This window comes from Amycolatopsis tolypomycina (assembly GCF_900105945.1).
GTDB classification, from domain to species: domain Bacteria; phylum Actinomycetota; class Actinomycetes; order Mycobacteriales; family Pseudonocardiaceae; genus Amycolatopsis; species Amycolatopsis tolypomycina.
Genome location: NZ_FNSO01000004.1, coordinates 6,985,290 through 7,011,987, shown reverse-complemented (window position 1 = coordinate 7,011,987; position 26,698 = coordinate 6,985,290). Strand labels below are relative to the sequence as shown.

The following is a 26,698-nucleotide window of genomic DNA, read 5'->3' as shown; positions in this document are numbered from 1 at the left end:
CCTCAGTTCCAGAACTGGAAGACGCTGAAGCCGATCTGCGCGCCGTCCACGTAGCCGCCGAACGCGTTGAAGATGGCGTAGGAGCCTTGCCACAGCGCGGTGTTCGCCGGCCGGAAGAAGAAGAGGAGGGCGAACAGCACGATCGGCGCCCACGGGCGGACCTGCGCGCCGATCTCCCGCGCCCGCGGCGGCAGGTACGGCTCGATCGCGCCCCAGCCGTCGAGGCCCGGGATCGGGAGGATGTTGAGCAAGAACGTCACGACCTGCAGCAGCGCCAGGTAGGACATCGCGATCACGAGCCCGCCCGCCATCGGGACCAGCGCGACCACCAGTGCCAGCGCCGCCCCGACCGCGAGGTTGCTCAGCGGCCCGGCCAGCGAAACCCACGACGACGTCCCGCGAGACCGCAGCGCGCCGCGGTTGATCCAGACCGCGCCGCCCGGCAGCGGGATGCCGCCGATGATGAGGAAAATCAGCGGCAGGATGATCGACAGGACGGGGTCGGTGTACTTCCGGACGTCCAGCGTCAGGTAACCCTTGTGGGCGACGCTGTAGTCACCGCCGCGGTAGGCGACCATCGCGTGCCCGAACTCGTGCAGCGACAGCGACGCCACCCAGCCGGCGGCGACGAAGATCACCACGCCGGCGATGAGCAGGGGATCGCGGTCGCGATCGAGAATCGTGGTGATGTCACCGAACGCGGCCATGGCGCCACCGGCGACGGTGAGCGCGAGGATGCCGAGGAAGACCGGGCTGGGGCGCACTGCTGACTTCTGCACGTGCTCCAGTCTTCCGTATGCCCGGTGTGAAGTTACCGGCGTGTCCCCTTGCGCGATCGGGCCGGAACGTCCCCCGAACTCGCTACTCCGCTTGACCTGACCGCACTACACGGGTGTAATCACAGTGATGTCATTCGCCGCCGAGAGGGGACGGCGAGTGTCGTTTCACCACCGCCAGCCTGGGGAGTGCTAGGGAGCGAGGAGGCGGACGTGCGGTTGGAAGCCGATGGGAAGGAATGGGGGCACGTCATGGGTTGGGGCGAGATCCCGGAGCAGGCTCTGGGAGATCTCACCGAGCTCATCGATGCCACCGAAGAAGAGCAGGATTGGCAGGAACGCGCCCTGTGCGCGCAGACGGACCCGGAGGCGTTCTTCCCCGAGAAGGGCGGTTCCACCCGCGAAGCCAAGCGCATCTGCCTGGGCTGCGAGGTCAAGGACGAGTGCCTTGAGTACGCACTGGCCCACGACGAGCGCTTCGGCATCTGGGGCGGTCTGTCCGAGCGGGAGCGCCGGAAGCTGAAGAAACGAGCTGTCTGAGCGGGAATCACCGGTGATGCCTTGCGTCACCGGTGATTCCACGTCGTGAACTCGCGTGGGTTCACCATCGGGTGCTGGGCCGGGGCCGTAGGGTGGCCGCACCGACTCCCCGCCTGATCTGGAGCGTTCGTTGCCCCCCGTCTCGCGCACCGCGCCCGTTCTGGCCATTGTGGTCTGTCACGACGGCGAAAACTGGCTGCCGCTGGCGCTTTCCGCCTTGCGCCGCAGCACCGTCCGGCCCCGGCACGTGCTCGCCGTCGACACCGGGTCCACCGACGCGACCCCGCGGCTGCTCGCCGAAGCCGCCGAAGACCCCGGGCCGGATTCTTCTCCCGTGCTCTCCGGGGTCATCACACTGTCGAGTGAAACCGGCTTCGCGGCGGCGGTCGCCGAAGCCGTCGCGCACGCCACCGAACGCTGGGGCGACCCGGGTTCCTGGCTGTGGCTGCTGCACGACGACTGCGCGCCCGAACCCGACTGCCTCGAGCAGCTGCTCCAGACCGCCACGAAGGAACCGTCGGCCACCGTGCTCGGTGCGCTCGGCCTCGACTGGACCGATCCGCGGCTGATCGTCGAAGCCGGCCTCTCCACCGACGCCTCCGGCCACCGCCAGCAGGTCGCCACGACCGGCGACGACCCGGTCGAGGTGCTCGCCGTGCCCAGCGCGGGCTCACTCGTCCGCCGCGACGCCTGGGACACCCTCGGCGGCTTCGACCCGGATTTCCCGTTGCTGCGCGAGGATCTCGACTTCGGCTGGCGCGCGAACGCGGCCGGCGGGATGGTTCTGACCGTGCCGCTCGCGCGGGTGCGGCACGCCCGCGCCGTCACCACCGGCCGCCGGGCCGCGGACGCCCTGCCCGGCTCGCCGTCCGCCGCGAACCGCGCCCACGGGCTGCGCGTCTTCCTGGTGAACTGCTCGCCGTTTTCCTTCTGGCTCGGCATGATCCGGCTCCCGCTGCTGGCGGTGCTGCGCGCGCTGGCGTTCGTCCTGCTGCGCCGCACCGGGGAAGCGCGCACCGAGTTCGCCGCCGCCGCGTACCTCCTCAGTGGACGCGGCGGATTGCGCGCCGCCCGCGCCCACCGGCGGCGGAATCCGCGGCCGGGCACGGTTCGCGGGCTCTTCACCGGCCGCGGCACCCGGCTGCGCAACGCCGTGCGCGCCGGCGTCGTCGGCCTGGTGCGCCGCGGCGTCGAGAGCGACGTCGCCCTCGGCCGGGTACCCGAGACCGTCGAAACCGAATCGGCGTGGGTGACGCCGGAAGCGCTCGACGCCCGCGAGAACCGTCCGGTCGGCCCGGACGCGCTGCCCGCCGGCGCGCTGCGCGGGGTCAGCTCACGCGGGTCCGGGCTGCGCCGCCCGGGCACGCTCGTCGCCGTCGCGCTGCCGGAAACCCCGGCCGCCGAAGCCACCCCCGAAGCCGAAGAGCCGGAACCCGAACTCGTCTTCGTGGAGGTGAACCGGCGCCGCGTGCTCGCGGCCACGGTCTTCGCGCCACCGGTGGTCCTGCTCGTCGTGCTGACCGCGCTCGGCCTGGTCGTCAACCGCGCCCGCCTCGGCCTCGACCTCTTCGGCGGCAAGCTGCTCCCGGTCGGCGGGCTGGGGGAGCTCTGGACGTCGTACCTGGCGCCGTGGCACGCGATCGCGGGCGGCACCGGGGCACCGGCGTCGGCCACCCTGCCGGTCCTCGGCACGCTCGGCGCGGTGTTCGCCCCGATCGGCGGCCCGGCCGCACTGGTGGCGATCCTCCTCATCGGCGACATCCCCTTGGCCGCACTGAGCGCGTACGCGGCGACGAGGCGGCTTCGCGTGCGCCGCTGGGTCCGCGCCGTCATCGCCGCGACGTACGCGCTGCTGCCCGCCGCGACCACGGGGGTGGCGCAGGGCAGGCTCGACGTCGTCGTGGTGCACCTGGTGCTGCCACTGGTGGCCGCGGGCATCGCCGGGCTGCTCGTGCACGCGGACACGCGCTGGCTGCACGTCTCCGCGCTGTCGGCGTTCGGCGTGGCGCTGCTCGGCGCGTTTTCGCCGCTGGCACACGGGCTCGCGCTCGCCGGGCTGCTGATCGGGTTCGTCGTGCTGCCCGCGCCGACCGGGCTGGCGCGCCGGATCGCGTCGGTCGGGATCGTGGTGCTGCTGCCGCTGGCGCTGCTGCTGCCGTGGCCGACGGTGCTGCTGAAGCACCCGGAGCTGCTGGTGCAGGGCCTCGGCGGGGCGGCCGCCCCGGTGTCCGGCACCGACCTGGCCGGGCTCGACCCGGGCGGCCCGGGCGGGTGGCCGCTCGGCGTCGCGGTGATCGCGGCGGCCCTGGTGGCGGTGGTCGTCCGCCCGACGAAGCTCGCCGCCGGCGGGTTCGCGCTCGCGGCCCTGGGCGCGGGCGGCCTGGTGCTGGTCCGCCTGGTCACCTTGCCGCCCCTGCAGGGCGGCGCCCCGGCGCACGGCTACGCGGGCGTGCCGCTGCTGATCGTCGGCGCGGGGCTGCTGTGGGTGGTGCTCGGCTCGTGGCAGCGCGGCGGCCCGGCGGGCGTCCCGGCGACGTGGCTGCCGAAGGTGATGGCGGTGGCCGGGGTGGCGGTGTGCCTGGCCCTGGCGGCCGGCGCGGTGGTGGCCGGCGCACAGGGCCCGTTGCGCGCGGGCGACCGGCCGTCGCTCGCCCCGGAGGTGGCGGCCGAGCTGACGGCATCCGGCCGTTCGGTGCTCGACCTGGCCCCGGACGCAACCCGCCAGACAGGCGGCCGCCTCCCGCACTACGGCGACGACGAGCTGGCCCCGACCCCCGCCACGGCGGCCCGCCTGACGTCCTGGCGCACGGACCTCGGCCAGGGCGACGCAGCGGCGGTCCAACGCACCCTCGCAGCAGCGGCGGCCGCGGGCGTCCAGTTCGTGGTGCTCCCCCCGGGAGTGGACCCCCAGGCGTACGTACCACTGGCCAAGGAAATGCTCTCGACGGCGGCCCCAACCTCCGACGGCCGCGGAGTGCTCCGCCTGCTGCCACCGGCGGGCCAGGTGATCTTGATCTCCCCAGAGCAGGCAAAAGCAGCGGTCACGGGCGGCAGCGCCCCCGGAAACGCGCCGGGCGTCGCCCCGGTCCGCGCGAACCTCCCGGACGTCCGAGTCCGGGTATCCGACGGCCCAACGGGCCGGCTGCTGGTGTTGGCGGCAGAGCAGGAGGCAGGCTGGAAGGCCACAGTGGGCGGCAAGGCAGTACCGATCGTCCCGGCATGGGGCCACCAGGTGGCGGTCTCGGTACCACCGGAGTCATCCGAGGTGACGGTGGAGTACCCGGGAACGGAACGCAACTTGCTACTACTGGCCCAACTGGCAGCGGTGTTGTTCACGCTTTTGACAGCGGTCCCGGCCAGCACCGGCACGGGGGACTCGACCCCAAAGAAGGAGCAGGATGGTCATCCCGTCGCCTGAGGCCGTGAAATCACTTTGAGCCGGGCCCGCAACCACCAGTTCGACGTGAGATGACAGCGCAAGCTTGCGGGCCCGGCTCAAAGTGATAGGCCTCGTTCAGGCGACGGGATGACCACCCAGCGGCCCACCTCGCCAACGTGAGATGGCAGCGGGAAGGGTGGTCATCCCGGAGCCTGCCGTCCGGCGAGGACATTCTTTTGTCTTTTGCCGGGACGTCTGCCGCGGCTGCGGGTCCGACCTCCCCCGCCCCTCCTCTCGGATTGTCAGTCGCCGCCCGGGTTTGTCAAGGCGGGAAAGCGTGCCTTGACAAACCCGGTCGTCGACTTAAGTGCGGCTGGGATGAGGGGCGGGGGAGGTCTGGTGACGTCGTTGGTCGGCTTGCGTTGCCGGCCGCCGGTTTCGTTGGCTCAGCGGCCGGCCTGCGCCGCCGGCCGCCGCTCGTGTGCCTGTGGACAACTCCCGCTGAAGCCGCCGAAACTGTCGGTGCCTTCCGGTAGCGTAAAAACCGAGGGTCCCCCCACGCGCGCGGATTGTGCCGCTTTGCAGCTACTCGCCTTCGATGACGTCCGGCTCCACGCCCAGGTACCCCGCCACCTGCTCCACCAGCACGTCGTGCACCAGCTCGGCCAGCTCCGACGGGTCCTTCGCCCGCGCCTCCAGCGGCCGCCGGTACAGCACGATCCGCGCCCGCGTCGGCAGCCCCGTGCGATCCACCCCCGCCGGGACCAGCCGCGACAGCGGCACCGCGCCGTCGTGCAGCACCCCGTCCGCCGGTGCGTGGCCGTTCTCGCGAACCTCCGGCACGTCGTCCACCGCCACGTCGAGCTTCGTCAGCTCGTGGCGCCAGCGCGCCTCGATCGGCTCCAGTGCGTCCAGCACCAGTGCGTCGAACCTCTCCGCGCGGCTCGCGGCGGCGGGCAGGGTCGCCGGATACAGCGTCCCGCGCAGGCCCCGGCCGTGCCGGTCCCGCCGCGAGCGCCGCCGCTGTCGGTAATCACGTGCCGTCGCCACGCCCGAAGTCTATGCGGTCGGCACGTCCCAGCGCGTGTCGCTCCTCCAGGCTTGCGGCGACGCGCTATCGTTTCGTTTCGTGCGGAGCGTACGGAAGTGTTCGCGTACTGGCTGTCTCGAGCCAGCTGTGGCCACGCTGACGTATGCGTACAGCGACTCCACCGCCGTCGTCGGCCCGCTGGCCACCGCCTCCGAGCCGCACTCCTACGACCTCTGCGAAGCCCACGCGCTGCGGCTCACCGTCCCGAAGGGCTGGGAAGTCGTCCGGCACGAAGGGGCCTTCGCCGCGCCCGACCCGTCGGCCGACGAACTGACCGCGCTGGCCGAGGCCGTGCGCGAGGCCGGCCGCTCCGACAAACCGGCGCCCGCCCCCGAGCCGGAGGGCCCGTCCGGGCGCCGCGGCCACCTGCGGGTCCTGCCCGGTCGCGCCTGAACGCGTAACCCACTCACCTCGCCGGTAGGCTTTCCGCGCGGCGCAGCGGGCGCCGGGACGACTATTCGCGGGGAGACGGCGTGCCAGACCTTTCGGGCATCGTGAAGGCCTACGACATTCGCGGCGTGGTCGGCGAGCAGCTCGACGCGGACATCGTCCGCGACTTCGGCGCCGCGTTCGCCCTGCTCATCAAGCCGGAAGCCCCCTCGGTGGTGATCGGCCACGACATGCGCGACTCCTCGCCGTCGCTGGCCGCCGCCTTCGCCGAGGGCGTCACCTCGCAGGGCCTCGACGTCGTCAGCATCGGGCTGGCGAGCACCGACCAGCTGTACTTCGCGTCGGGCTCGCTGAACATGCCGGGCGCGATGTTCACCGCCAGCCACAACCCGGCCAAGTACAACGGCATCAAGCTGTGCCGCGCGGGCGCGTCCCCGGTCGGGCAGGACACCGGGCTCGCCGAGATCCGCGACACCGTCGAGCAGGGCGTGCCCGGCTTCGAGGGCCAGCGCGGCTCGGTCACCGAGCGGGAGGTCCTCGCCGACTACGCCGCCTACCTGCGCAAACTCGTCGACCTGTCGGGCAGCCGGCCGCTGAAGATCGTCGTCGACGCCGGCAACGGCATGGGCGGCCACACCGTCCCGACCGTGTTCGCCGGGCTGCCGATCGACATCGTGCCGATGTACTTCGAGCTCGACGGCACGTTCCCGAACCACGAGGCCAACCCGCTCGACCCGGCGAACATCGTCGACCTGCAGGCGAAGGTGCGCGAGGTCGGCGCGGACGCCGGCATCGCCTTCGACGGCGACGCCGACCGCTGCTTCATCGTCGACGAGCGCGGCGAGCCGGTTTCGCCGAGCGCGATCACCGCGCTGGTCGCCGTCCGTGAGCTGGCGAAAGACCCGGGCGGCACGATCATCCACAACCTGATCACGTCCAAGGGCGTCCCGGAGATCGTCGCCGAGCACGGCGGCAAGCCGGTCCGCACCCGCGTCGGGCACTCGTTCATCAAGGCCGAGATGGCCCGCACCGGCGCCATCTTCGGCGGCGAGCACTCCGCGCACTACTACTTCCGCGACTTCTGGCGCGCCGACACCGGCATGCTCGCGGCGCTGCACGTCCTCGCCGCGCTCGGCGAGCAGAGCGGCCCGCTCAGCGAGCTGACCAGCGCGTACTCGCGCTACGCGGCCTCGGGTGAGATCAACTCCACGGTCGACGACCAGGTCGCGAAGATGATGGCCGTCAAGGACACCTTCGGCACCCGCTCCGGCGTCGAGATCGACGAGCTGGACGGCCTGACCGTGCAGCTGCCGGGCGGCGCCTGGTTCAACCTGCGCCCGTCGAACACCGAACCGCTGCTCCGGCTGAACGTCGAGGCGGCGAACGCCGAGGCCGTGCAGGGTCTGGTCGACGAAGTGCTCGCGATCATCCGCAACTGACCGTCCCGGAGAAGGGCGCGCCGGGGCCGAACTGTGTCCTGAAGTGCTCTTCACCACAGTCCCCCGCGTGGTATGGAGGAACCATGGCCATCACGCTCGACGCCCAGCTCCTCGAGATCTTGGCGTGCCCGTCGCCCGATCACGCCCCGCTCCGGCCGGGCGCGCCGGACGACCCCGAGGCCGACGCCCTGACGTGCACCGAGTGCGGTCGCGTGTACCCGGTCCGTGACGGCATTCCGGTGCTGCTCCTGGACGAAGCGACCCTTCCCGGGGAACACGGGAATTCCGATGCCGACAGTGCTTGACGACACGCTGCTCGACGACCCCGCGCGGCTGGCCGAGGCCGACAGCGCGGGGTTGCTCCGGGCCGCCGCGATGGCGGGCGCCCAGGTGCGGGCGACCGCCGAGCTGGCCGCGGAGCTGGAGCTGTCCGACCGGCTCGACATGGGCCGCCCGCGCGCCGTCGTGCTGATCGACCGGCCGGGGGTGAGCCGCACCCTCACCCGGCTGCTGGCCGCCCTGCTGGCGCCGTCGTGCCCGGTTCCCGTGGTCGTCGCCGAGGTGGTGCCGAGCTGGATCGGCGCGCTCGACGTCGTGTTCGCGCACACCGACGACCCCGGCGACCGCGAGCTCGCCGCGTCGCTGGAGCGCGCGGCCCGTTACGGCGCCTCGGTGGTGCTTTCCGCGCCGTCGGAAGGCCCCGTGGCGGCCGCGGTGGCAGGCAAGGGCATCCTGCTGGCCCCGCGCATCCCGGTGCCGCCGGAGCTGGCGTTCCCGCGCGGCCTGGCCGCCGGGCTGCTCACCGCGAACGCGCTGGGCCTGCTGATCTCCGACGTCGAGGTGCTCGCCGACCAGCTCGACCTCGAAGCCGAAAAGGACTACCTGGCCAGGGAGTCGTTCGCGAACCCGGCCAAGGCGCTCGCCCTGCGCGTCGCCGACCGCGTGCCCCTGCTGTGGGGGCTCGACCCGGTCGCGGTCGCCGTCGGTGAACACGCTGCGCACGCGTTCGCGGCCCACGCGGCCACGGTGTGCGACGTCGAGGACTATCGTCAGGCCCTGGCGCGCCCCGCATTGCGGCGGGCGGCGCAATCAGGTGGCGCGGAGCGTGACATCTTCGCCGATCCGGACGATCCCTCTGGTGACATCCCCACCCGGGTGCTGCTGCTCTCGGTGCGGACCGGTCCGGCCACGGACGCGGCGCGCTACCAGGCCGAGGATCTGCTGCCGGGTGCGGACGTCATCGCGCCGGCCGAGGAGATCGAGGCCGACGAAATCGTGCGGGCCGCGGTGCTGGCACTGCGGTTCGAACTGGCGGCGGTCTATCTCGGGCTGGCGGCGGGCAGCATCGGCGGCGCGGGCCGCTTCGCGCCCGCGACGGCGTGAGACCCGCCTAGCACCGGCCTGGCCGGTGCCGAAGGAGTGGAGTTGAGGTGACAGTGGAGCTGCTGCGCAACGCGGTGCGGCCCTACGCCTGGGGATCGCGGACGGCGATCCCCGAGCTGCTGGGCCGTCCGGTACCCGCGCCGCACCCCGAGGCCGAGCTGTGGATGGGTGCCCACCCGGGTGACCCGTCCCACGTCATCGGCCCCGACGGGACCGAGCGGAGCCTGCTCGAGCTGGTGGACGCCGACCCGGTGACACAGCTCGGCGAGCGCTGCGCGAAGCGGTGGGGCGGGCGGCTCCCGTTCCTGTTGAAGATCCTCGCGGCGGAGGAGCCGCTGTCGATGCAGGCGCACCCGTCGGCGGCCCAGGCCGCGGAGGGGCACGCCCGCGAGGAGCAGCTGGGCATCCCGCGGGACGCGCCGAACCGCAACTACCCGGATCCGACGGCGAAGCCGGAGCTGGTGTGCGCGCTGACGGAGTTCCACGCGCTGGCGGGGTTCCGCGCCCCGGACCGCACGGTGAAGCTGCTGAAGGCGATCGAGACGCCGGGGCTGGCGAAGTACACGGGGCTGCTGGAGGCCCAGCCGGACCCGGACGGGCTGCGCGCGCTGTTCACGACGTGGATCACGCTGCCGCAGGCTTCATTGGATTCGCTGTTGCCGGAGGTGCTCGACGCGTGCGTCCGGCACGTCCAGGAGCACGGCGAGTTCGCGGTCGAGTGCCGGACGATCCTGGAGCTGGGCGAGGCGCACCCGCGCGACGCGGGCGTGCTGGCGGCCCTGTTGCTGAACCGGCTGACGTTGCGCGCGGGCGAGGCGATCTACCTGCCGGCGGGCAACCTGCACCTGTACCTGCACGGAACGGCCGTGGAGATCCTGGCGAACTCGGACAACATCCTGCGGTGCGGGCTGACGCCGAAGCACGTGGACGTCCCGGAGCTGCTGCGGGTGGTCGACTTCGCGTGCGGCGAGATGCCGGTCCAGTGCGGTGACGCCGGGGGACGCATGGCGGTGTACCGCACGGACGCGCCGGAGTTCGAGCTGTCCCGCGTGGAGTGGGCGGCGGGCCAGGACGACGAGATTTCGGTCGACAGCGTGGGGCCCCAAATCTTGTTGTGCACGGCAGGCGACCTGCTGGTGACGGCGGACGACGGCGAGAAGGTCGAGCTGCGAAGGGGCCAGTCGGTGTGGCTGCCGGCGGCGGACCCACCGGTGCGAGTGCGAGCGGTGGGCGGCGAGAGGGCCCAGCTCTTCCGCGCGACGGCCGGCACCTGCGAGGACTGACGGCTCGCCTTTTCTGGCCTCGGGGGTCGGGTTCGCGACCCCCGGGGTCCGTTGGCGTGCCCGAAGGGTCGGGTTGCGTCCCTGGAGGGTCGGCCGGTGAACGACTGGCTGGGTACGCGGGCCGACTGTGTGGGGGCCGTGGGGTTCTGTGTGCGTTCCGTGTGGCGGCGTCCGCCACGATCGACACCAACGGGGGACCCTGGTGCGCTGATGCGCGCCGCCGGTCCACTGGGGGTGGCGCCGGTCCAATCGGCCCGGCGTCCGTGGGCCGAGGGTGGTGCCGCGAGGGGGCGGCACCACCTCGGCGAGCCCCCGGAGGACGGGGCGAGCCCGGGTGGTGCGCTGAGGGGGCAGCACGACCTGGTCTCGAGCGGCGGGAGCGGGCAGGCGAGGGGAGCGCCGCCCGTCCCGCTGGGGGCGCGGTCGGCCGGTGTGGTGCGAGGGGGCACCACCCGGCCTGCCGGAGGCCCTCGCCGGTCGGATCGGCTCGACGGGGCGTGTGGTGCCTGGCGTCCGGTGGCGCCGGTCAGCTGGGCTCGGTGGGGGCGGGCGGCGTCCGGCGCAGGCGTTCGGGAGGTGCCGGTCGGGCTGGTTCGGTGGGCGTGTGGTGCCTGGCGTCCGGTGGCGCCGGTCAGCTGGGCTCGGTGGGGGCGGGCGGCGTCCGGCGCAGGCGTTCGGGAGGCGCTGGTCGGGCTGGTTCGGTGGGGGTGTGGTGTCTGTTGTCCGGTGGCGCCGGTCGGACTGGTTCGGTGGGGCGTGTGGCGCCCGGCGCCGGGAGCGCCCGTCAGCCCGGCTCGGTGAGCGCGAGCAGCGCCCGCCGCAGCGCGGCTGCGCTGGCATCGCGTGGGTCGAGCAACTCCGCCGCCTCCGTCTCCGCCTCGGTCGCCGACCTCCGATCCCCCGTGGCCGCGTACGCCCGGTGCAGCACCAGCCACGTCAAGCCCGTTGCCGCTCGGCCGCCCATCGAACGGAACTCGTCCAAGCATGCCCGTAGCACCGGGATCGCCTGGGCCGCGCGTCCCGCGCCGATCCAGGCCGCGGCCAGTGCTCTGGTGCATGACAGCTCGCGTGGCCGCTCGTCCAGCTCCCGTGCCAGCGAACGGGCCTCCTCGAACGCCGCCGTGGCCTCCTGCCGTGCGCCCGTCGCCGCCGAGATCGCGCCGAACGTTCGCAACGACTTCGCCAGTGCCGACCGAGCCATCGTGCCGCGGAGCAGCTCCACCGACTCCGTGATCGCCGCCAGTGCTCCCGGGTCGTCGCCCGTCAGCAGCGATGACCACGCGTACCCGTGGAGGGCCTCGCCGATCACCCGGGCGTCGCCGCCGGCGCGGGCCCTGGCCAGTGCCTTCCGGTCTACTTCGCTGGCCTCGGGGATCCTTCCCAGCCGCAGCAAGGCCGCCGACTCCGCTGCCTGCACCCAGCCCAGCTCCGCCGCTGATCCGTCCACAGTGAACAGTTCGTGGGCGTCGGCCGCCGTCTCCAGGGCCTCCTCGGGGCGGCCCAGGCCGATCAGGCAGTGCGCCAGGTTCGCCGACACCCACGCGTGCGTGCGCCGGTCGCCGAAAGCCTCCAGCTCCTTGGCGCACGCGCGGTAGCGGACCGCCGCCTCCTCGTACTCGCCACGCGCGTGCCGCAGCAACGTCAACGTCGCCTCGGCCACCGTCGACAGCGGTGGGTCGGCCGACAACACCGTTTCGTACGCCGCGCGCATGTCGGCGTACTGGCCGTGCAGGTACAGGTAGACGCCCAAGCGGTCGAGCAGCAGCAACGCATCCCGCGGGCCCAGCATCCCGATGAGCAGCACCAGGTTCGCCCGCTCGGCGGCGAACCAGTCGTCCGGCCGCGCCAGCAGCCGCTCCACCAGCTCCCGCGGCAACGGCTGCGCCGGTGGCTCGACGGCCGGGGACGGCATCGGCACCGTGCGCGGCAACCGCGCCGCCGCCGCGTCCGCGAGCGCCAGCGTTGCCGCCAGCACCGTCCGGACGCCGGAGCCGGCCTCCGGCTCGTCGAGCTCCGCCGCGTACAGCCGGACGAGGTCGTGCATCCGGTAGCGGCCTTCGCCCGTCGCGTCCGCCCCGCGCGCCTCCAGCAAACTCGCTTCGACGAGCTCTTCGACGGCTTCGTCCGGGTCGTCGATCAACGTCGTGACGGCCCACGACGGCAGGTCGGCGAGGCGGCACCGGCCGAGCAGCCGGAACGCGCGCCGCGCCGGTGGCCGCAGGCCGTCGTAGCTCAGCGCGATGCTGCTGCGGACGGCCAGGTCGCTCACGGTCAGCTCGTCGAGCCGGCGGACCTCGTCCTCCAGCCTGTCGGCCAGCTCGCCGAGCCGCAGGTGCGGCCGGATCGCCAGCCTGCTGCCCGCGATCCGCAGCGCCAGCGGCAGCCGCGCGCACGCCGTGATGATGCGCTCGGCGTCGGCCCGCTCCCGCGCCACCCGCGCCCCGGCGAGCCGGTTCAGCAGCTCCGCGGCGTCGGTGCCGGACAGCGGACCGACGGCCAGCCGGTGCGCGCCCGCCAGCCCGCTCAGCCGGCGGCGGCTCGTCACCAGCACCGCGCAGCCCGGCGTGCCCGGCAGCAGCGTGCGGACGTGCTCGGGGTCGACGGCGTCGTCGAGCACCACCAGCACCCGCCGGTCGGTGAGCCGGCCGCGGAACACCGCCGCGCGCGCCCGCACGTCGTCCGGCACGGCCGGGCCGGGGACGCCCAGCGCGCGCAGCAGGTCGGCCAGCACCTCGCCGATTTCGCGGCCCGCCAGCGGCACGTACAGCTGGCCGTCCGGGAACCGCGCGCGCAGCCTGTGCGCCGCGCGCACGGCGAGGGTGCTCTTGCCCGCGCCCGGCTCGCCGCTCAGCACCGCGACCGGGACGCCGTGGCCCGCGCCGAGCACACCGGCCAGCTCCGCCAGCTCGGCTTCGCGGCCGGTGAAGTCCCCGATGTCCGGCGGGAGCTGGCACACCGGCCACACCGCCGGCGGCAGCCGCGGCACGGGGTCCTCGCCGCGCAGCACGGCCGCGTGCACCCGGCGGACCTCCGCGCCGGGCTCGACGCCGAGCTCCTCGATCAGGGTCTTCCGCAGCCGCCGGTAGACCTCCAGCGCGCTGCCCTGCTGCCCGGCCCGGTGCAGCGCGATCATCAGCTGCGCGGCCAGCCGTTCGCGCAGCGGGTGCTCGGTGATCATGGCCCGCAGCTCGCCGGTCAGCTCCCCGTGCCGGCCGGCGGTGAGCTCGGCGTCGACGCAGTCTTCGAACACCGCGAGCCGCTCGGACTCCAGCCGGGCGACGTCGGCGTCCAGCCGCGGCACGTGCAGCCCGGCCAGCACCGGCCCCCGCCACAGCGCGAGCGCCCGCCGGTAGTGCCCCGCGGCGGCCACCGGATCCGCCGCCCGCCGCCCTTCGGCGACGGCGGCCCGGAATGCGAGCAGGTCGAGCTCTTCCGGCTCGACGAGCAGCCGGTAGCCCGGCGGGCCGTGCTCGACCCGGAGTCCTTCGATGCGTTCGCGCAGCCGCGAGAGGTAGGTGTGCAGGTTGGACGTGTACGACTTGGGCGGCCCGTCCGGCCACAGCGCTTCGACGAGCACGTCGACGGGGACGTGCCGGCCGGCGTTGAGCAGCAGCACGGCCAGCAGCGTGCGCTGCCGCTCGCCGCGCAGGACGGCCCACCGGCCCGGCGGGCTTTCGACGGCGAGCGGACCGAGCACGGCGAAGTGCGCCATGTCACCTTCCCGGGAGTGGCCGACAGGAAAACCCACGGTAGCGAAGGGGTACGACAGAACCGGCGGCCGCCGCTGCCGCGATCTTCGACTTGCCCGGCAGCGCCTGGCGACGACCGGATGGAACGTGGCGCGGGAATCCGGCCCGGCTCCTCGCCGTGGTCCAAGGTCACCGCCTCGCCGAGATCCGCTCGCCCGCTACGCTGCGGCTTTGGGCGGCCGGCTGCACCAGGCGATCTGCTTCGACGACGGGGACATCGCCGCCATCGCTTGAGCAAACCCCCGGTCGGGACGGCCGCCTTCGCGCGCTCCCATTAGGCTCCACCCGGACATTTCAGGACCTACCAGGGGAGCGGTCGTGTCAGCTGGAGGCGGAACCAAGGCGATCCTCGCGGCGCTCGGGGCGAATGCCGGGATCGCGGCGGCGAAGTTCGTCGGCTTCCTCGTCACGGGGTCGTCGTCGATGCTGGCCGAGTCGGTGCACTCGCTGGCCGACACCACGAACCAGGGCCTGCTGCTGATCGGCCAGAAGACGTCGAAGCGGGAAGCGGACAAGGAGCACCCCTTCGGCTACGGCCGGGACCGGTACTTCTACTCCTTCATCGTCGCGCTGATGCTCTTCACCCTCGGCGCCGCCTTCGCGATCTACGAGGGCATCCACAAGATCAGCCACCCCGAGCCGCTCGAGTCGCCGATCGTCGCGGTGATCATCCTGCTCGTCGCGGTCGCGCTGGAAAGCTACAGCTTCTACACCGCGATCACCGAGTCGAAGAAGATCAAGGGCAACGCCGGCTGGTGGGCCTTCATCCGCCAGGCCAAGGAGCCCGAGCTGCCCGTCGTGCTGCTCGAGGACGCCGGCGCGCTGCTCGGCCTCGTCTTCGCGCTGCTGGGCGTCGGGCTGTCGATCGTCACCGGCAACCCGGTCTGGGACGGCGTCGGCACCCTCGCGATCGGCGCGCTGCTCGGCGTCATCGCGATCATCCTCATCATCGAGATGAAGAGCCTGCTCATCGGCGAAGGCGCCAACGAGGGCGTCCTCGCGACGATCATCGACGAGCTCGCCGCGGGCAAGGTCGAGCGCGTCATCCACATCCGCACCCAGTACATGGGGCCGGACGAGCTGCTCGTCGCGGCGAAGCTGGCGATGGTGCCGGGGCTCGACACCGCCGAGCTGGCGACGGCCATCGACGACGCCGAGGCCCGCGTCCGGGCCAAGGTGCCGGTGGCCAAGCTGATCTACCTCGAACCGGACCTCGACCGCAGCCTTGCGCGATAACCGGAGATCCACTTCGGCGAACTCGGCAAGCCGTCACGCACCTGACCCGATAGGGTGACCTACTGCGATACATGCAGGCCAGCCGCAGGAGGTCAACGGTGCCCGGAACGGGATTGTGGCGCACTAAATCGATCGAACAGTCCATTGCGGACACCGACGAGCCGGACACCAAGCTCCGGCGGAACCTGAGCGCGTGGGACCTCACGGTCTTCGGCGTCGCCGTCGTCATCGGCGCCGGAATCTTCACGCTGACCGCGCGGACGGCGGGTGATTACGCAGGCCCCTCGGTGTCGCTGGCCTTCGTCTTCGCGGCGATCGCCTGCGCGCTGGCGGCGCTGTGCTACGCGGAGTTCGCCTCGACCGTGCCGGTCGCGGGCAGCGCCTACACGTTCTCGTACGCCACGTTCGGCGAGTTCATGGCGTGGATCATCGGCTGGGACCTGATCCTCGAGCTCGCCGTCGGCGCGGCCGCGGTGTCCAAGGGCTGGTCGGTGTACCTGGAGACGGTGCTCGCCTACCTCTTCGGCAAGGGCACGAAGACGACGTTCGACATCGGGAGCGTGACGGTCGACTGGGGTGCGCTGCTCGTGGTGGCGATCCTGACGATCCTGCTGGCCGTCGGCACCAAGCTGTCCTCGCGGGTGTCCATGGTGATCACCGGCATCAAGGTCGCCGTGGTGCTGTTCGTGATCATCCTCGGCCTCTTCTACATCAAGGGCGCCAACTACACGCCGTACATCCCGCCGGGCGAGACGGGCGGGGCGGGCCAGACCGGCGTCGACCAGTCGCTGTTCTCCCTGATCGCGGGCGGCGCGAGCAGCTCGTTCGGCGTCTTCGGCCTGCTGGCCGGCGCCTCGCTGGTGTTCTTCGCGTTCATCGGCTTCGACATCGTCGCGACCACCGCGGAGGAGACCAAGAACCCGCAGAAGGCCGTGCCGCGCGGGATCATGGGCTCGCTGGCCATCGTGACCGTGCTGTACGTCGCCGTGTCGCTCGTCGTCGTCGGCATGACGTCCTACAAGGACCTCGCGACTTCGGCGGGCGACGGCAGCCACAAGACCCTCGCCACGGCGTTCTCCGCGAACGGCGTCGACTGGGCGGCCAACATCATCTCCTTCGGCGCGCTGGCCGGCCTGACCACCGTCGTCATGGTGCTCATGCTGGGCCAGGTCCGGATCATCTTCGCGATGTCCCGCGACGGCCTGATGCCGCGCGGCCTGGCGAAGACCGGCGAACACGGCACGCCGATGCGCGCGACGCTCATCGTCGGCGGGCTGGTCGCGGTCGCGGCCGGGTTCTTCCCGGCGGACAAGCTCGAAGAAATGGTGAACGTCGGCACGCTGTTCGCGTTCGTGCTCGTCTCGGCAGGCGTGCTGGTGCTGCGGCGGACCCGGCCGGAACTGCCCCGGGCGTTCAAGGTGCCGCTGGTGCCGCTGATCCCGATCCTGGCCATCGTGGCCTGCCTGTGGCTGATGCTGAACCTGACCGTGCTGACCTGGCTGCGGTTCATCGCCTGGATGGTGCTGGGCGTGGTGCTGTACTTCGCCTACAGCCGCCGTCATTCGCTGCTCGGCAAGCGGCAGGCGGGGGAACCGGAGAAGGTACCCGAAGCCTGACTTGCGCGAGAAAAGCCCCGCCCGCCTGGACGCCCAGGTCGGCGGGGCTTTTTGCATTTGGTTGCGTAATGCCAGGTTACGACTTGATCAAGACGATCTTGCGATTTGTGCGCAAAGAGGGACCCCCTGTAAGCGGCCAGGTGACGTGCGATACCTTTCGATCCTTCGTGTGCCACTGACGGGTGAATTACAGCCGCGTGATTCCCACGGGCAGTGGCCACACGGTCCCCCGATTTTGCCGTTCTTCCCCCGTTCGGTACTGGAGAACTCATGCGCAGACGTTCCTTCCGCGGCGCCGTTGCGGTCTTGGCGCTCACCACCGCTGCCCTCATCGGCACCGCCGGTTCCGCTCTCGCCTGCTACAGCGACGACACCCGTCCCAACCCGACGCCGGGCAAGCCGACGCCCTGTGCCGACGGCAAGGTCCTCGACCAGAAGGACGTCGTCTTCGAGCTGACGAAGAACAACACCCGGCTGAACATCAAGTCGGTCAACGAGGGCGTCACCGTCACCCGCATCGTCGTGGTCGGCGGCAACGACGGCTTCAACGACTACACGCCGGGCAAGAAGCTCGACAAGAACGCCCCGTGGAACGACCTGCGTGCGCCGTTCAACTACGACCGCACCCAGCCGAAGATCGACAAGTGGTTCCTGTGCGGCACGAAGAAGCCCAAGCCGACGGAGCCCGCCCCGACGACGACCACCAAGCCGTCGACGCCGGCGACCGAGACCACGAAGCCGAGCACCCCGGCCACGTCGGAGACCTCCGTCTCACCGACCAGCAGCACCACGGCTCCGGCCGTCGTGCCCGCCGGCAACGAGTCGGGCACCGGTGGCGGCCTGGCCAACACCGGTTTCGACAACAGCTGGCTGATCTGGGTCGGCGCGCTGCTGCTCGCCGCCGGTGGCGGCCTGCTCGCGCTGCTGAAGTTCCGCCGCAAGGCTTCCGAGTGAAGCTGAGCTAGTCCACGGCTGAAGGCCCCTCGCTCCGCGCGCGAGGGGCCTTCACCGTTTCGGGGGAAAGTCCCCGAACAGCGAGCCCTGCTCGCCCCAGGACGGCTTGCCGAGGCCGGCGGCCATCGCGACGGCGTGGTCCCATTCGGCGTCGACGACGTAGTCCTGGTGCTTGAGCACCCCCGGCGCCCAGCGGTGCCGCCCGGTCGGGCCGCGCAGCGGGTCCGGCAGCCAGTGGTCGCCGCCGAGGATCAGGACGCCGTTCTCGTCGGTCGTCGCCGACACCGGGCCGCAGCCGCCGTCGGGGAGGAAGCCGACGCCGTGCAGGCGCCGGTCGGCGACCGAGTGCCGCCACGTCGTCACGCCGCCGCCGAAGATGTCGGTGCCGCGGCACAGGGCCCGCCAGCGGCCGTCGAGGTCGGCGAAGAGCCGTTCCAGCGCCTCCTGCGGCAGCAAGGCGGGGAAAGCGCGCTGGTAGCCCCACTGCAACGGCGAACCGGCGGTGAGCAGGCCGACGCGTTCGAGGTCCGCCTTCGGCAGCTCGGCCGCGAGCCGGGCGGCGGCCATGAGCGTGAGCAAGCTGCCGAGGTTGTAGCCGGAGAGCACCACACGCGTCCCCGGCTCGGCGAGGTGCTCGCGTGCCCGCGCGGCCAGTTCCGGGACGACCTTCAGCGCGTAGCACGGCGGGACCGTCGGGTGCGCCGCCCGCGGCCAGAAGCAGACCAGGTCGGCCAGCGCGCCGAGGTGCCGGCTGCGCTGCGGGGTGCGCGCGGCCGTGTAGACCACGCGCAGCAGGCCGGCGGCCAGCGCGCCGAGCGCGACCACGCCGATCGCCGACAGCGGGCCGAACCAGCCGGGGACCAGCCCGAACCCGAACCGCAGCACGAGCAGGGCCGCGCCGCCCGCGGACATCGCGCTCGCGACCGCCAGCGCCAGGTGGTGCAGGTGCCGCCGTTCCCACGCCGAGCGCGCCCAGGCCGCCGCGGCCTGGGCCTCCTGCCGCTCGTCGTGCTCCATCAGCTCGACGATCTCCGGGATGCCCCGCCGCAGCCGCCGCAGCGGGACGGCGACCGCGAAACCCAGCACGCCGAGCACCGCGGCCAGCGCCAGCCCGGCGCCCCACAGGACCGTGACCAGCAGGTACGTGTCCGGCACCCGCAGGTGTTCCGCGCCGGAAAGCCGCCGGAGCGCTTCGGCCAGCCCGGCACCGAAGCCGCCGCCGAGCAGGCCGGCCAGCGCGAGCACCGGTGCGGCCGCCCAGCCGCCCATCCACGGCCGCAGACGCTGCGGCTTGTGCTTCCACCCGGGCCGGGCCAGCAGCGCCGCCGGGGCCAGGAACAGCGCGAACAGCACGGTGACGGCGACCAGGGCCGCGCCGAGACCTTCGACGACGCCGTTCGTGCCGGGCAGCGGACCCGCGCCCGGCTGCAGCCGGACCGCGGCGACGACGACCAGCAGCGTCGCGAAGGCGAGCACGCCGGGGCGGGCGAACCGGCCGGTGTCGACGCCGATCGCGGCGGCGACGACGGTGGCGAGCACCACGGCCTGTGTGATGATCCAGATCACCAGATCGACCGTGTTGCCCGGCACCCGGAACGGCCCGCCGAGCAGCAGCAGCGCGACCGCGGCCAGCGCCGCGACGGTGTGCAGGCAGCGCAGCGCCGGCGTCTCGGGGTCGGCGCGCATCCGCAGCGGGCCGCCGGTGAGGTCGCCGTCGGCGTGCACCGCCCAGGTCGCGCTGGAAATCCGGTGCAGGACGAAGATCACGCCGAGCAGCGGCAGCACGCCGAGGGCGATCCGGGCGGCCGTCGTGCGGAGGACGTCGGGGATCACCGGCAGGCAGCCCGACCCGGGCGCGAGGCACTGCGCGGCGAACAAGTCGAGCGCGATCGCGGCGAGCTGGCCCATCAGCAGCATCGTCAGCAGCAGGGCGCCCACGCGCAGCAGGCCGCGGCAGACGGCGCCGAGGACGCGCGCGAGGCGGCTCTTCGGCGAAACGGGCGGCAGCATCCAGAACGCGACGTTGGCCAGGGAGAACGGGAACAGCAGCGCCCAGGTGGCCTTCGCGGCGCCACCCGAGGTCATGCCGTGCCAGAGGTAGCCCTCGAGGGTCCGCGGGATCGAGCGGCCCAGCGCCGGCAGCACCGGCCCGGGTGCCGGGCGGCGCAGCCGGTCCGCCGGGCGGACCACCCGGCCGAGTCCGTCGCCGGCGACGTCGACGGTCGAAACCGCGTCGAGCAGCGTCTCCCCGCTGGTGCCCACGAGCCCGGCGACGCGGATTTCCACGACGCGGGTGTCCGGGCCGGGCATGGGCACGGTAAGGGCCTCCTAACACTTCCAGTGACAGTCGAGCGGACAACGGTAGTGTTCGGGTGTCATCGAGTCTTGGAGGAATCGCCACTATGACCCCCGAAAGCGTTGCCAAGCGGCACGAGACCCGCAACGGCATCGAGTTCGCCGTCGCCGACCTCGAGGCCGCCGAGTTCGGCCGCAAGGAGATCCGCCTCGCCGAGCACGAGATGCCGGGACTGATGGCGCTGCGGCGCGAATACGCGGAGGTCTACCCGCTGCGCGGGGCGCGCGTCTCGGGCTCGCTGCACATGACCGTGCAGACCGCTGTCCTGATCGAGACGCTGGTGGCGCTGGGTGCCGAGGTGCGCTGGGCGTCCTGCAACATCTTCTCGACGCAGGACCACGCGGCCGCGGCGGTCGTCGTCGGCCCGCATGGCACGACCGAGGAGCCCAAGGGCGTCCCGGTCTTCGCGTGGAAGGGCGAGTCGCTCGAGGAGTACTGGTGGTGCACCGAGCGGATGCTCACCTGGGACGGCGAGGGTCCCAACATGATCCTCGACGACGGCGGTGACGCCACCATGCTGGTGCACAAGGGCACCGAGTACGAGAAGTCCGGCGTGGTGCCGACCCCGGACGAGAACACCTCGGACGAGTTCAAGGTGTTCCTCGAGCTGCTGCGCGACTCCGTGGCGGCCGACAAGGACAAGTGGACGAAGATCGGCCAGGGCATCCGCGGCGTCACCGAGGAGACCACGACCGGCGTCCTGCGCCTCTACCAGCTGGCAGCGGCGGGCGAGCTGCTGTTCCCGGCGATCAACGTCAACGACGCGGTGACGAAGTCGAAGTTCGACAACCGCTACGGCATCCGCCACTCCCTGATCGACGGCATCAACCGCGGCACCGACGTCCTCATCGGCGGCAAGGTCGCGGTCGTGTGCGGTTACGGCGACGTCGGCAAGGGCGCGGCGGAGTCCCTGCGCGGCCAGGGCGCGCGCGTGATCGTGACCGAGATCGACCCGATCTGCGCGCTGCAGGCGGCGATGGACGGCTACCAGGTCCGCACCCTGGAGAACGCGCTCCCCGAGGCCGACATCGTCATCACGACGACCGGCAACAAGGACGTCGTGCTGGTCGAGCACATGGCGAAGATGAAGCACCAGGCGATCCTGGGCAACATCGGCCACTTCGACAACGAGCTCGACATGGCGGGCCTCGCGCGCTACCCGGGCATCCGCCGCGTGAACATCAAGCCGCAGGTCGACGAGTGGGTGTTCCCGAACGGCAACACGATCATCGTGCTGTCCGAGGGCCGGCTGCTCAACCTGGGCAACGCGACCGGCCACCCGTCGTTCGTGATGTCGAACAGCTTCTCGAACCAGGTGATCGCGCAGGTCGAGCTGTTCACGAAGTACGAGGAGTACGACAAGGAGGTCTTCCGCCTCCCGAAGAAGCTGGACGAGAAGGTGGCGAAGATCCACCTCGACGCCCTCGGCGGTGAGCTGACGAAGCTGACCAAGGAGCAGGCCGAGTACATCGACGTCGACGTCGAGGGCCCGTTCAAGCCGGAGCACTACCGGTACTGAGTTCTTGCTGGTCAGGGCCGCCCCGAAAGTGTTCGGGGCGGCCCTGGTGTTTCGCGGGTGTGACAGCCGAAGAATCAGGCATGGACGATGTGGAGCCGGAGGGCCGGATGCTGAGCCTCGACGAGCTCGAAGAACTGTCCCGCGGCTGGGGCACGAGCGGGCGCTGACCTGGTACGAGGAGCTCTTCGGCTCGCCGCCGACGTACGTGGTGAGTGAAACCGAGGCGTTGTGGGAGGTCGCCGAGCACGGGGCCGTCTTCGTCGAGCGACGGCCGGAGCGGGCCACCGGGCACCCCATGCACGTCCTGTTCGTCGGCGATCTGGACGAGCGCGCCGCGGCGATCTCCGCGCGGGGCATCGAGCCGGCGGCGTCGGAGACCTACGACAACGGCGTGCGGAAGTTCCTCTACCGCGACCCCGAGGGAAACGAGATCGGCATCGGCGGCCTCCCCGCGTAAGCTCGTCCCCGTTCTTGGCTTCACAAACCTCACGGCCCGGTAGGTAGTCCGGGCGGCTCGCACAGGGCCCGTTGTCCCGCTTCGGTGGGAAACCGGTGGCGCCAGGCTGATCCGTCACGCCTGGAGGTTTCCCGATGAGCGGGGTGTTCACGCTGTACCACGACGGCCGGTTCTGGGTCGGCGTCTACGAAATCCACGAAGACGGCCTGGTCAGGGCCGCCCGTCACCTCTTCGGCAGCGAGCCGACGAACGCCGAGCTGGCCGTGTTCGCCGCCGGCCACGGCTTCGCGCGCCTGGCCGGCGAAGCCCACGCGGCCCCGCCGGTCCCGGCGCGTGAACGGCCGACCGCCCGGCTCCACGCCAAGCGCCTCGCGAAGCTGGCGAAGAAGACCCAGGCCGACGAGGGCATCGGCACGGCCGCCCAGCGCGCCCTCCGCGACGCGGTGACCCACCACGCGGCCGAGAACAAAGCGGCCCGCAAACGCCGCGCGGCCGCCGAGGCCACCCGCCGCCGCGAGCTGGCGAAAGCGAAGTCGCGAGCCAAGCACCGCGGCCACTGAGCCGTGTCGACCCTTGAATCACGCGTGTCGACCCTTCCGGCACCGAGCCCGTCGGACCGGCTGTGAGCCGAGGGTCGACACGCGTGATCCGGGAGTCGACACGCGTGATTGGCAGGTCGACACGCCTCAGTTCCACTCCACCGCGACCCCGGCCAGCCCCGGCCCGGCGTCGCTGAAGAACGCGCTGCTCACCCCGCCCATGTCGCACGCCAGTTCCTCCGCGACCACCGGCAGCGCGTCGTCGCGCGCCCGGACCTGGCGCGTGCACCGGGCCGGCAGCGCGTTGCGGTCGAAGCGCAACTGCACCAGGTAACTCGCGCAACGATCGCGCAGCATCCGGTAGTACCCCGGCGACGCCGAACCCGAGTCGTCCCTGACCTCGAAGCAGAACACGTGGATGTCGCCCTCGGCGAGCTTGCGGTCGAACAGCAGCTCCGTCGCCATCGTGTCCGCGTCCGGGTTGCGGCGCATCCGGCCGACCCGGCAGCCCTCGTCGGTGATCAGCTCGACGTCGTCGATGCGGCAGCCCGGGTCGCCGTTGTACACCGTCAGGTACCGGTCCGGCCCGTGCCGTCGCGCGCGCGTCACCAGCCGCGTGCGCAAGCTCACTTGCCGGTGTTCCGCGTCGAACGTGATCGTGTCGTGGACCGACAGCAGCTCGAGGTCCGCGTTGTAGTGGTTCGACGACGGGTACGCGCCCAGCTCGGCCAGCAGGTCCTCGACGATCGACCCCATGTCGCCGGAGCGCAGGTCGTGGAACGACGCCGCCGGCTGGTGGCCGCGGCGGACCAGGCGGGGGCCGATCAGCACCACCAGTGCGTCCGCCGGCAGCTGGAGGACCGATTCGAGGGCCCGGACCGCCGGCAGCGCCTTCGGCACCTCGGGCTGACGCAGCCCGCGTTGCCAGTAACTCAGCGTCGACTGTCCGATTTGGACCCCGCGCAGCGCCAGGTGGGCGCGCAACCGGGCCAGCGACAGCCCGCGGTAGGCGATGGCCAGTCTCAGCGCGTGGTGGAACTCACCGGTGCGGAGCGCCTCGGTCAGCTCTTTCGGCAGTTCGGCGACCGATGCCCGGGTCGTGCGGGCGCCATCGATGATCAGTGGGAGGTTCCCGTCTTGTACCACCGCTCGTCCCTTCACCCGACCAGTGTGTGCGCTGGGCGTGAACACCGCGGAACGTTCACGGTAGCAGCGTAGAGTGGGCGTGCCGACCCCCGTTCAGGGTGGTTGGCCTCGTTGAGGTGAGCGTTCCGCGTTCCGGCTGTGCCCCGGAACGGTCCGTTCCTCCGGATGGCGTTCTTGCTCCTTGTGACCGCGTTGTTCACCGTTGTGACCACCGCTGGTTCGCCCACTCCTCCACAGGAGGCCATCTGTGCTGGTGAAGTCGAGCCAGGTCCACGCCGTACTGGCCGTGAGCCTGCTGTTGTGCCTGGTCGCGCCGGCCACTGCCGGAGCCGCGCCCGGAGTGCCGTCGACCTACCGGAACCAGATCGTCCTGCAGCTCCAGCAGAAGAACCAGTGGTGCTGGGCCGGCGCGGGCAACACCATCGCCGCCTTCCACGGCGCGGAAATCAGCCAGACGCGGTTCTGCCAGCTCGCGCACGGCGAGACCGGCGCCGACTGCGCCAACCTCCCCGGCACGCTCGCCGACCCGCAGCGCGCCTTCGCCCGGCTCGGCTTCAGCTCGCCGGGCCGCTACCTCGACCGGCGCATCTCCTACGCCGGCGTCCGGACGCAGACCGCGGCGGACCGGCCGGTCGAGACTCGCGTCGGCTACCGCTCGGGCGGCGGCCACGTCCACGTCCTCTACGGCTACGACACCCGCGGCGACTGGGTGTTCTGGGCCGACCCCGGCCCGGCCAAGCGCTACAACTGGTCGACCTACGGCTACTACACCCAGAACCCGTCGTTCACCTGGACGCACACGCTCACCGGGATCGCCCGATGAGCAGGCGGGCGCTCGTGCTCGCCGTGCTGACCGGCGCGGCGCTGCTGATGACGGCTCCGGTGTCAGGCGCGGCCCAGGCCGCCGGCATCAGCAGCGCCGACGCCACCGCCGCGCACAACGCGGCCGTGGGCTTCCAGGACGTCCTGGTCCGGTTCTTCGCCCAGGCGCCGGGCGCGCAGGGCCCGGTCTCGGTGCGGATCGCGCCGGACGCCTATCCCGTGTACGAGCTTTCGCCGGACTTCGTCGCGGGCAAGCCCGGCGCGGCCCCGGGCGACTTCGCCTACTTCGCGATCCCCGCGCGCGCCTCCGACGGCCGGACCGCGACGCTCTGGTCGGTCCGCGGCGCGGACGGCACCTGGCAGGTCGGCAACATCGCCTCGGGTGACGTCGAGGCCGCGTACGCCCGGAAGCTGCCCGCGGGTGCCCAGCTGCTGCACGAACCGCAAATCGACGCCTGGTACGCGGTCGACGGCGACCGGGTGACGTCGCTGGCCGACGGCAAGGCGGTCGCCGACTACCAGCGGACCGTCGAAGCGCGCTACGCCGACAAGCTCCCCGGCTCGGCCTACGCCCGCAACGGCGAGGCCGGCGGCTACGACGCGACGTCCCAGGTGATGCCCCGCGGGGACGGCGGCCCGGCGCCGTCGAGCCACGACACCGGCTGGGTGCCGCTGCTGATCCTCGTCGGCGTGCTCGCGATCAGCGGCGCCGGCTACGTGCTCCACCTGCGGCGGCACCCCGCCTAGACGAACCGGCGGGCTCGGCGTCGATCCCCTTCCACCGAGCCCGCCGGTCCACCACCGCTACTGTGACGCCCGTGGGTCGACTGGTGGTCATCGAAGGGCTCGACGGTGCGGGCAAGCGCACGCTGACCGACGGGCTGACGGCGGCGCTGGGCGCCAAGGGCGCGAGCGTGGCGTCGCTGGCGTTCCCGCGCTACGGCGAGAGCGTGCACGCGGACCTCGTCCGCGAGGCACTGCACCGCGGGCACGGCGACCTCGCCGACTCGGTGTACGGCATGGCGATGCTCTACGCCCTGGACCGCAGCGGCGCCGCGGACGGGATCCGCGCGCTGCGCGACACCCACGACGTCGTCCTGCTCGACCGGTACGTCGCCTCCAACGCCGCGTACGCGGCCGCGCGCCTGCGGCAGGACGCGGCCGGCGAAGTCGTGAAGTGGGTGTGGGAGCTGGAGGTCGACCGCTTCGGCCTGCCGCGCCCCGACGCCCAGCTGCTGCTGCGCGTGGCCCCGGCGGTGGCGGCCGAGCGCGCCGAACGCCGCGCGGAAACCGAGACCGGCCGCGAGCGCGACGCCTTCGAGACCGACGACGGCCTGCAGCGGCGGTGCGCGGCCGTCTACGACGAGCTGGCCGCGTCGGGCTGGCTCGCGCCGTGGCACGTCCTGGACGGCGTCGCGGGCGTGGACCACGAAGCGCTGGCGAAGACGTTGCTACGACAGTAGCCGGGCAGGGTACGTCGTAGTGCGGCATGCCACCTCCGCCCACAGTGGACAGTCAGGCGTCATGCGCGACGCGGTGTCAAGCGCCCGAAGCGGTGCGGGTGAACTCCATGACCCAATTGCTTTCCCAGGTCCGGCCGCCGTCGGCGGAGAACTCCTGCTCCCACCGCGCGGAGGTGGCGGTGATGTCCGACCAGATGTAGTGCGCCCTGATCGGCTTGCCCTCGTGGGTGTCGTCGCCGTAGAAGTCGCCCCGGCCGCCGGTGAAGGTGCCCACCACCGGCGGCTCGAGCCGCCCGGTGCGGCTGTTGGCCCAGTAGATCGACCACTCCTTCCGCTCGACGTCGAACAGGCGCAGGGTGAAACCGCGGAAGCCGCGGTCGGGGAACCGGATCTCCTCGGTGTTGCCGCCGCCGTCGAAGAGCGGCACGCAGGTGGTGGTACCGGTGAAGGTGTCCCAGACCTCGCAGCCGGAGAACAGGGTTTCGAGCCGCCGGTTGACGACGGTCCAGGAGCCGATGAAGAAGTCGAAGTCGTTCATGACGACGATCTTGCGGTGCTACC

Annotated in this window: 22 protein-coding genes; 16 read left to right on the top strand and 6 right to left on the bottom strand. The window is 72.1% G+C overall.

Annotated features, from left to right (window positions below; all coding sequences use genetic code 11):
• Positions 1-2: 2 nt before the first annotated feature.
• Complete coding sequence (locus tag BLW76_RS41830; protein WP_091317716.1) at positions 3-764, bottom strand: site-2 protease family protein; 762 nt, start codon at positions 762-764, stop codon at positions 3-5.
• A gap of 264 nt (positions 765-1,028) precedes the next feature.
• Between BLW76_RS41830 and BLW76_RS41825 the strand changes: the two genes are divergently transcribed.
• Together BLW76_RS41825 and BLW76_RS41820 are read left to right on the top strand one after the other, a co-directional pair.
• Positions 1,029-1,316, top strand: coding sequence for a WhiB family transcriptional regulator (locus tag BLW76_RS41825; RefSeq protein ID WP_167385067.1), 288 nt, complete (start codon positions 1,029-1,031; stop codon positions 1,314-1,316).
• A gap of 130 nt (positions 1,317-1,446) precedes the next feature.
• A complete protein-coding gene (locus BLW76_RS41820) occupies positions 1,447-4,734 on the top strand; it encodes a glycosyltransferase family 2 protein (protein WP_425266042.1) in 3,288 nt (1,095 codons plus the stop codon).
• 546 nt (positions 4,735-5,280) lie between these two features.
• Here BLW76_RS41820 and BLW76_RS41815 read toward each other — a convergent pair.
• Positions 5,281-5,745, bottom strand: a complete 465-nt coding sequence (locus BLW76_RS41815) for a metallopeptidase family protein (RefSeq protein ID WP_167384899.1) — start codon at positions 5,743-5,745, stop codon at positions 5,281-5,283.
• A 79-nt stretch (positions 5,746-5,824) separates the two neighbouring features.
• On the opposite strand from BLW76_RS41815, the gene BLW76_RS41810 reads away from it, so the two are divergent.
• The 5 genes from BLW76_RS41810 (at position 5,825) to manA (ending at position 10,280) form a co-directional block, all read left to right on the top strand.
• Positions 5,825-6,178, top strand: a complete 354-nt coding sequence (locus BLW76_RS41810) for a DUF3499 domain-containing protein (RefSeq protein WP_033261311.1) — start codon at positions 5,825-5,827, stop codon at positions 6,176-6,178.
• Between the two features lie 80 nt (positions 6,179-6,258).
• On the top strand, positions 6,259-7,614 hold the full coding sequence (locus BLW76_RS41805) for a phosphomannomutase/phosphoglucomutase (protein ID WP_091317711.1): 1,356 nt from the start codon (positions 6,259-6,261) through the stop codon (positions 7,612-7,614).
• Positions 7,615-7,697: 83 nt separating this feature from the next.
• Positions 7,698-7,919: a Trm112 family protein gene (locus BLW76_RS41800; protein WP_091317709.1), complete on the top strand. Its 222-nt coding sequence runs from the start codon at positions 7,698-7,700 to the stop codon at positions 7,917-7,919.
• On the top strand, positions 7,903-8,997 hold the full coding sequence (locus tag BLW76_RS41795) for a hypothetical protein (RefSeq protein ID WP_167384898.1): 1,095 nt from the start codon (positions 7,903-7,905) through the stop codon (positions 8,995-8,997). The genes BLW76_RS41800 and BLW76_RS41795 overlap by 17 nt, the downstream gene beginning before the upstream one ends.
• 53 nt (positions 8,998-9,050) lie before the next feature.
• Complete coding sequence (gene manA, locus BLW76_RS41790; protein ID WP_091317706.1) at positions 9,051-10,280, top strand: mannose-6-phosphate isomerase, class I; 1,230 nt, start codon at positions 9,051-9,053, stop codon at positions 10,278-10,280.
• Positions 10,281-11,064: 784 nt separating this feature from the next.
• On the opposite strand, the gene BLW76_RS41785 is transcribed toward manA, so the two are convergent.
• Positions 11,065-13,992, bottom strand: coding sequence for an AfsR/SARP family transcriptional regulator (locus tag BLW76_RS41785; protein ID WP_091317704.1), 2,928 nt, complete (start codon positions 13,990-13,992; stop codon positions 11,065-11,067).
• Positions 13,993-14,347: 355 nt separating this feature from the next.
• On the opposite strand from BLW76_RS41785, the gene BLW76_RS41775 reads away from it, so the two are divergent.
• The 3 genes from BLW76_RS41775 to BLW76_RS41765 all read left to right on the top strand — a co-directional run bounded on the left by BLW76_RS41775 (position 14,348) and on the right by BLW76_RS41765 (position 17,835).
• The gene (locus tag BLW76_RS41775) at positions 14,348-15,265 is read left to right on the top strand and encodes a cation diffusion facilitator family transporter (protein WP_091317702.1); all 918 of its coding nucleotides are present in this window, start codon (positions 14,348-14,350) and stop codon (positions 15,263-15,265) included.
• Positions 15,266-15,363: 98 nt separating this feature from the next.
• Complete coding sequence (locus BLW76_RS41770; RefSeq protein ID WP_091317701.1) at positions 15,364-16,881, top strand: amino acid permease; 1,518 nt, start codon at positions 15,364-15,366, stop codon at positions 16,879-16,881.
• Between the two features lie 270 nt (positions 16,882-17,151).
• The gene (locus BLW76_RS41765) at positions 17,152-17,835 is read left to right on the top strand and encodes an LPXTG cell wall anchor domain-containing protein (protein WP_091317699.1); all 684 of its coding nucleotides are present in this window, start codon (positions 17,152-17,154) and stop codon (positions 17,833-17,835) included.
• A gap of 51 nt (positions 17,836-17,886) precedes the next feature.
• Here the strand turns inward: BLW76_RS41765 and BLW76_RS41760 are convergent, their stop codons facing one another.
• Entirely contained in the window at positions 17,887-20,145 is a 2,259-nt protein-coding gene (locus tag BLW76_RS41760) for a hypothetical protein (RefSeq protein ID WP_091317698.1), read from the bottom strand.
• Positions 20,146-20,237: 92 nt separating this feature from the next.
• Here BLW76_RS41760 and ahcY point away from each other — a divergent pair, with 92 nt between their 5' ends.
• From ahcY to BLW76_RS41745, 3 genes are all read left to right on the top strand, one after another.
• Positions 20,238-21,710: an adenosylhomocysteinase gene (gene ahcY, locus BLW76_RS41755; RefSeq protein ID WP_091317696.1), complete on the top strand. Its 1,473-nt coding sequence runs from the start codon at positions 20,238-20,240 to the stop codon at positions 21,708-21,710.
• 208 nt (positions 21,711-21,918) lie between these two features.
• Positions 21,919-22,167: a VOC family protein gene (locus tag BLW76_RS41750; RefSeq protein ID WP_244170568.1), complete on the top strand. Its 249-nt coding sequence runs from the start codon at positions 21,919-21,921 to the stop codon at positions 22,165-22,167.
• 134 nt (positions 22,168-22,301) lie between these two features.
• The gene (locus BLW76_RS41745) at positions 22,302-22,727 is read left to right on the top strand and encodes a YjdF family protein (protein WP_091317695.1); all 426 of its coding nucleotides are present in this window, start codon (positions 22,302-22,304) and stop codon (positions 22,725-22,727) included.
• Between the two features lie 126 nt (positions 22,728-22,853).
• Here the strand turns inward: BLW76_RS41745 and BLW76_RS41740 are convergent, their stop codons facing one another.
• Complete coding sequence (locus BLW76_RS41740; protein WP_091317693.1) at positions 22,854-23,852, bottom strand: hypothetical protein; 999 nt, start codon at positions 23,850-23,852, stop codon at positions 22,854-22,856.
• 247 nt (positions 23,853-24,099) lie between these two features.
• Between BLW76_RS41740 and BLW76_RS41735 the strand changes: the two genes are divergently transcribed.
• The 3 genes from BLW76_RS41735 to BLW76_RS41725 all read left to right on the top strand — a co-directional run bounded on the left by BLW76_RS41735 (position 24,100) and on the right by BLW76_RS41725 (position 26,137).
• The gene (locus BLW76_RS41735) at positions 24,100-24,675 is read left to right on the top strand and encodes a papain-like cysteine protease family protein (RefSeq protein WP_091317690.1); all 576 of its coding nucleotides are present in this window, start codon (positions 24,100-24,102) and stop codon (positions 24,673-24,675) included.
• Positions 24,672-25,421 carry a VOC family protein gene (locus BLW76_RS41730; protein ID WP_091317689.1) on the top strand — a complete coding sequence of 250 codons (750 nt, stop codon included), beginning with the start codon at positions 24,672-24,674 and terminating at the stop codon, positions 25,419-25,421. Before BLW76_RS41735 ends, BLW76_RS41730 begins: the two co-directional genes overlap by 4 nt.
• Before the next feature lie 62 nt (positions 25,422-25,483).
• Complete coding sequence (locus BLW76_RS41725) at positions 25,484-26,137, top strand: dTMP kinase (protein ID WP_091317687.1); 654 nt, start codon at positions 25,484-25,486, stop codon at positions 26,135-26,137.
• Between the two features lie 76 nt (positions 26,138-26,213).
• Here the strand turns inward: BLW76_RS41725 and BLW76_RS41720 are convergent, their stop codons facing one another.
• The gene (locus tag BLW76_RS41720; protein WP_091317685.1) at positions 26,214-26,675 is read right to left on the bottom strand and encodes a hypothetical protein; all 462 of its coding nucleotides are present in this window, start codon (positions 26,673-26,675) and stop codon (positions 26,214-26,216) included.
• Positions 26,676-26,698: the final 23 nt, after the last annotated feature.

Bases quoted from the DNA above. Each gene is read 5' to 3' on its own strand.
- BLW76_RS41825 (WP_167385067.1), top strand. From the start codon at position 1,029: ATGGGTTGGGGCGAGATCCCGGAGCAGGCTCTGGGAGATCTCACCGAG.
- BLW76_RS41800 (WP_091317709.1), top strand. From the start codon at position 7,698: ATGGCCATCACGCTCGACGCCCAGCTCCTCGAGATCTTGGCGTGCCCG.
- BLW76_RS41795 (WP_167384898.1), top strand. From the start codon at position 7,903: ATGCCGACAGTGCTTGACGACACGCTGCTCGACGACCCCGCGCGGCTG.
- BLW76_RS41785 (WP_091317704.1), bottom strand. From the start codon at position 13,992: ATGGCGCACTTCGCCGTGCTCGGTCCGCTCGCCGTCGAAAGCCCGCCG.
- BLW76_RS41765 (WP_091317699.1), top strand. From the start codon at position 17,152: ATGCGCAGACGTTCCTTCCGCGGCGCCGTTGCGGTCTTGGCGCTCACC.
- BLW76_RS41760 (WP_091317698.1), bottom strand. From the start codon at position 20,145: ATGCCCGGCCCGGACACCCGCGTCGTGGAAATCCGCGTCGCCGGGCTC.
- ahcY (WP_091317696.1), top strand. From the start codon at position 20,238: ATGACCCCCGAAAGCGTTGCCAAGCGGCACGAGACCCGCAACGGCATC.
- BLW76_RS41745 (WP_091317695.1), top strand. From the start codon at position 22,302: ATGAGCGGGGTGTTCACGCTGTACCACGACGGCCGGTTCTGGGTCGGC.
- BLW76_RS41730 (WP_091317689.1), top strand. From the start codon at position 24,672: ATGAGCAGGCGGGCGCTCGTGCTCGCCGTGCTGACCGGCGCGGCGCTG.
- BLW76_RS41720 (WP_091317685.1), bottom strand. From the start codon at position 26,675: ATGAACGACTTCGACTTCTTCATCGGCTCCTGGACCGTCGTCAACCGG.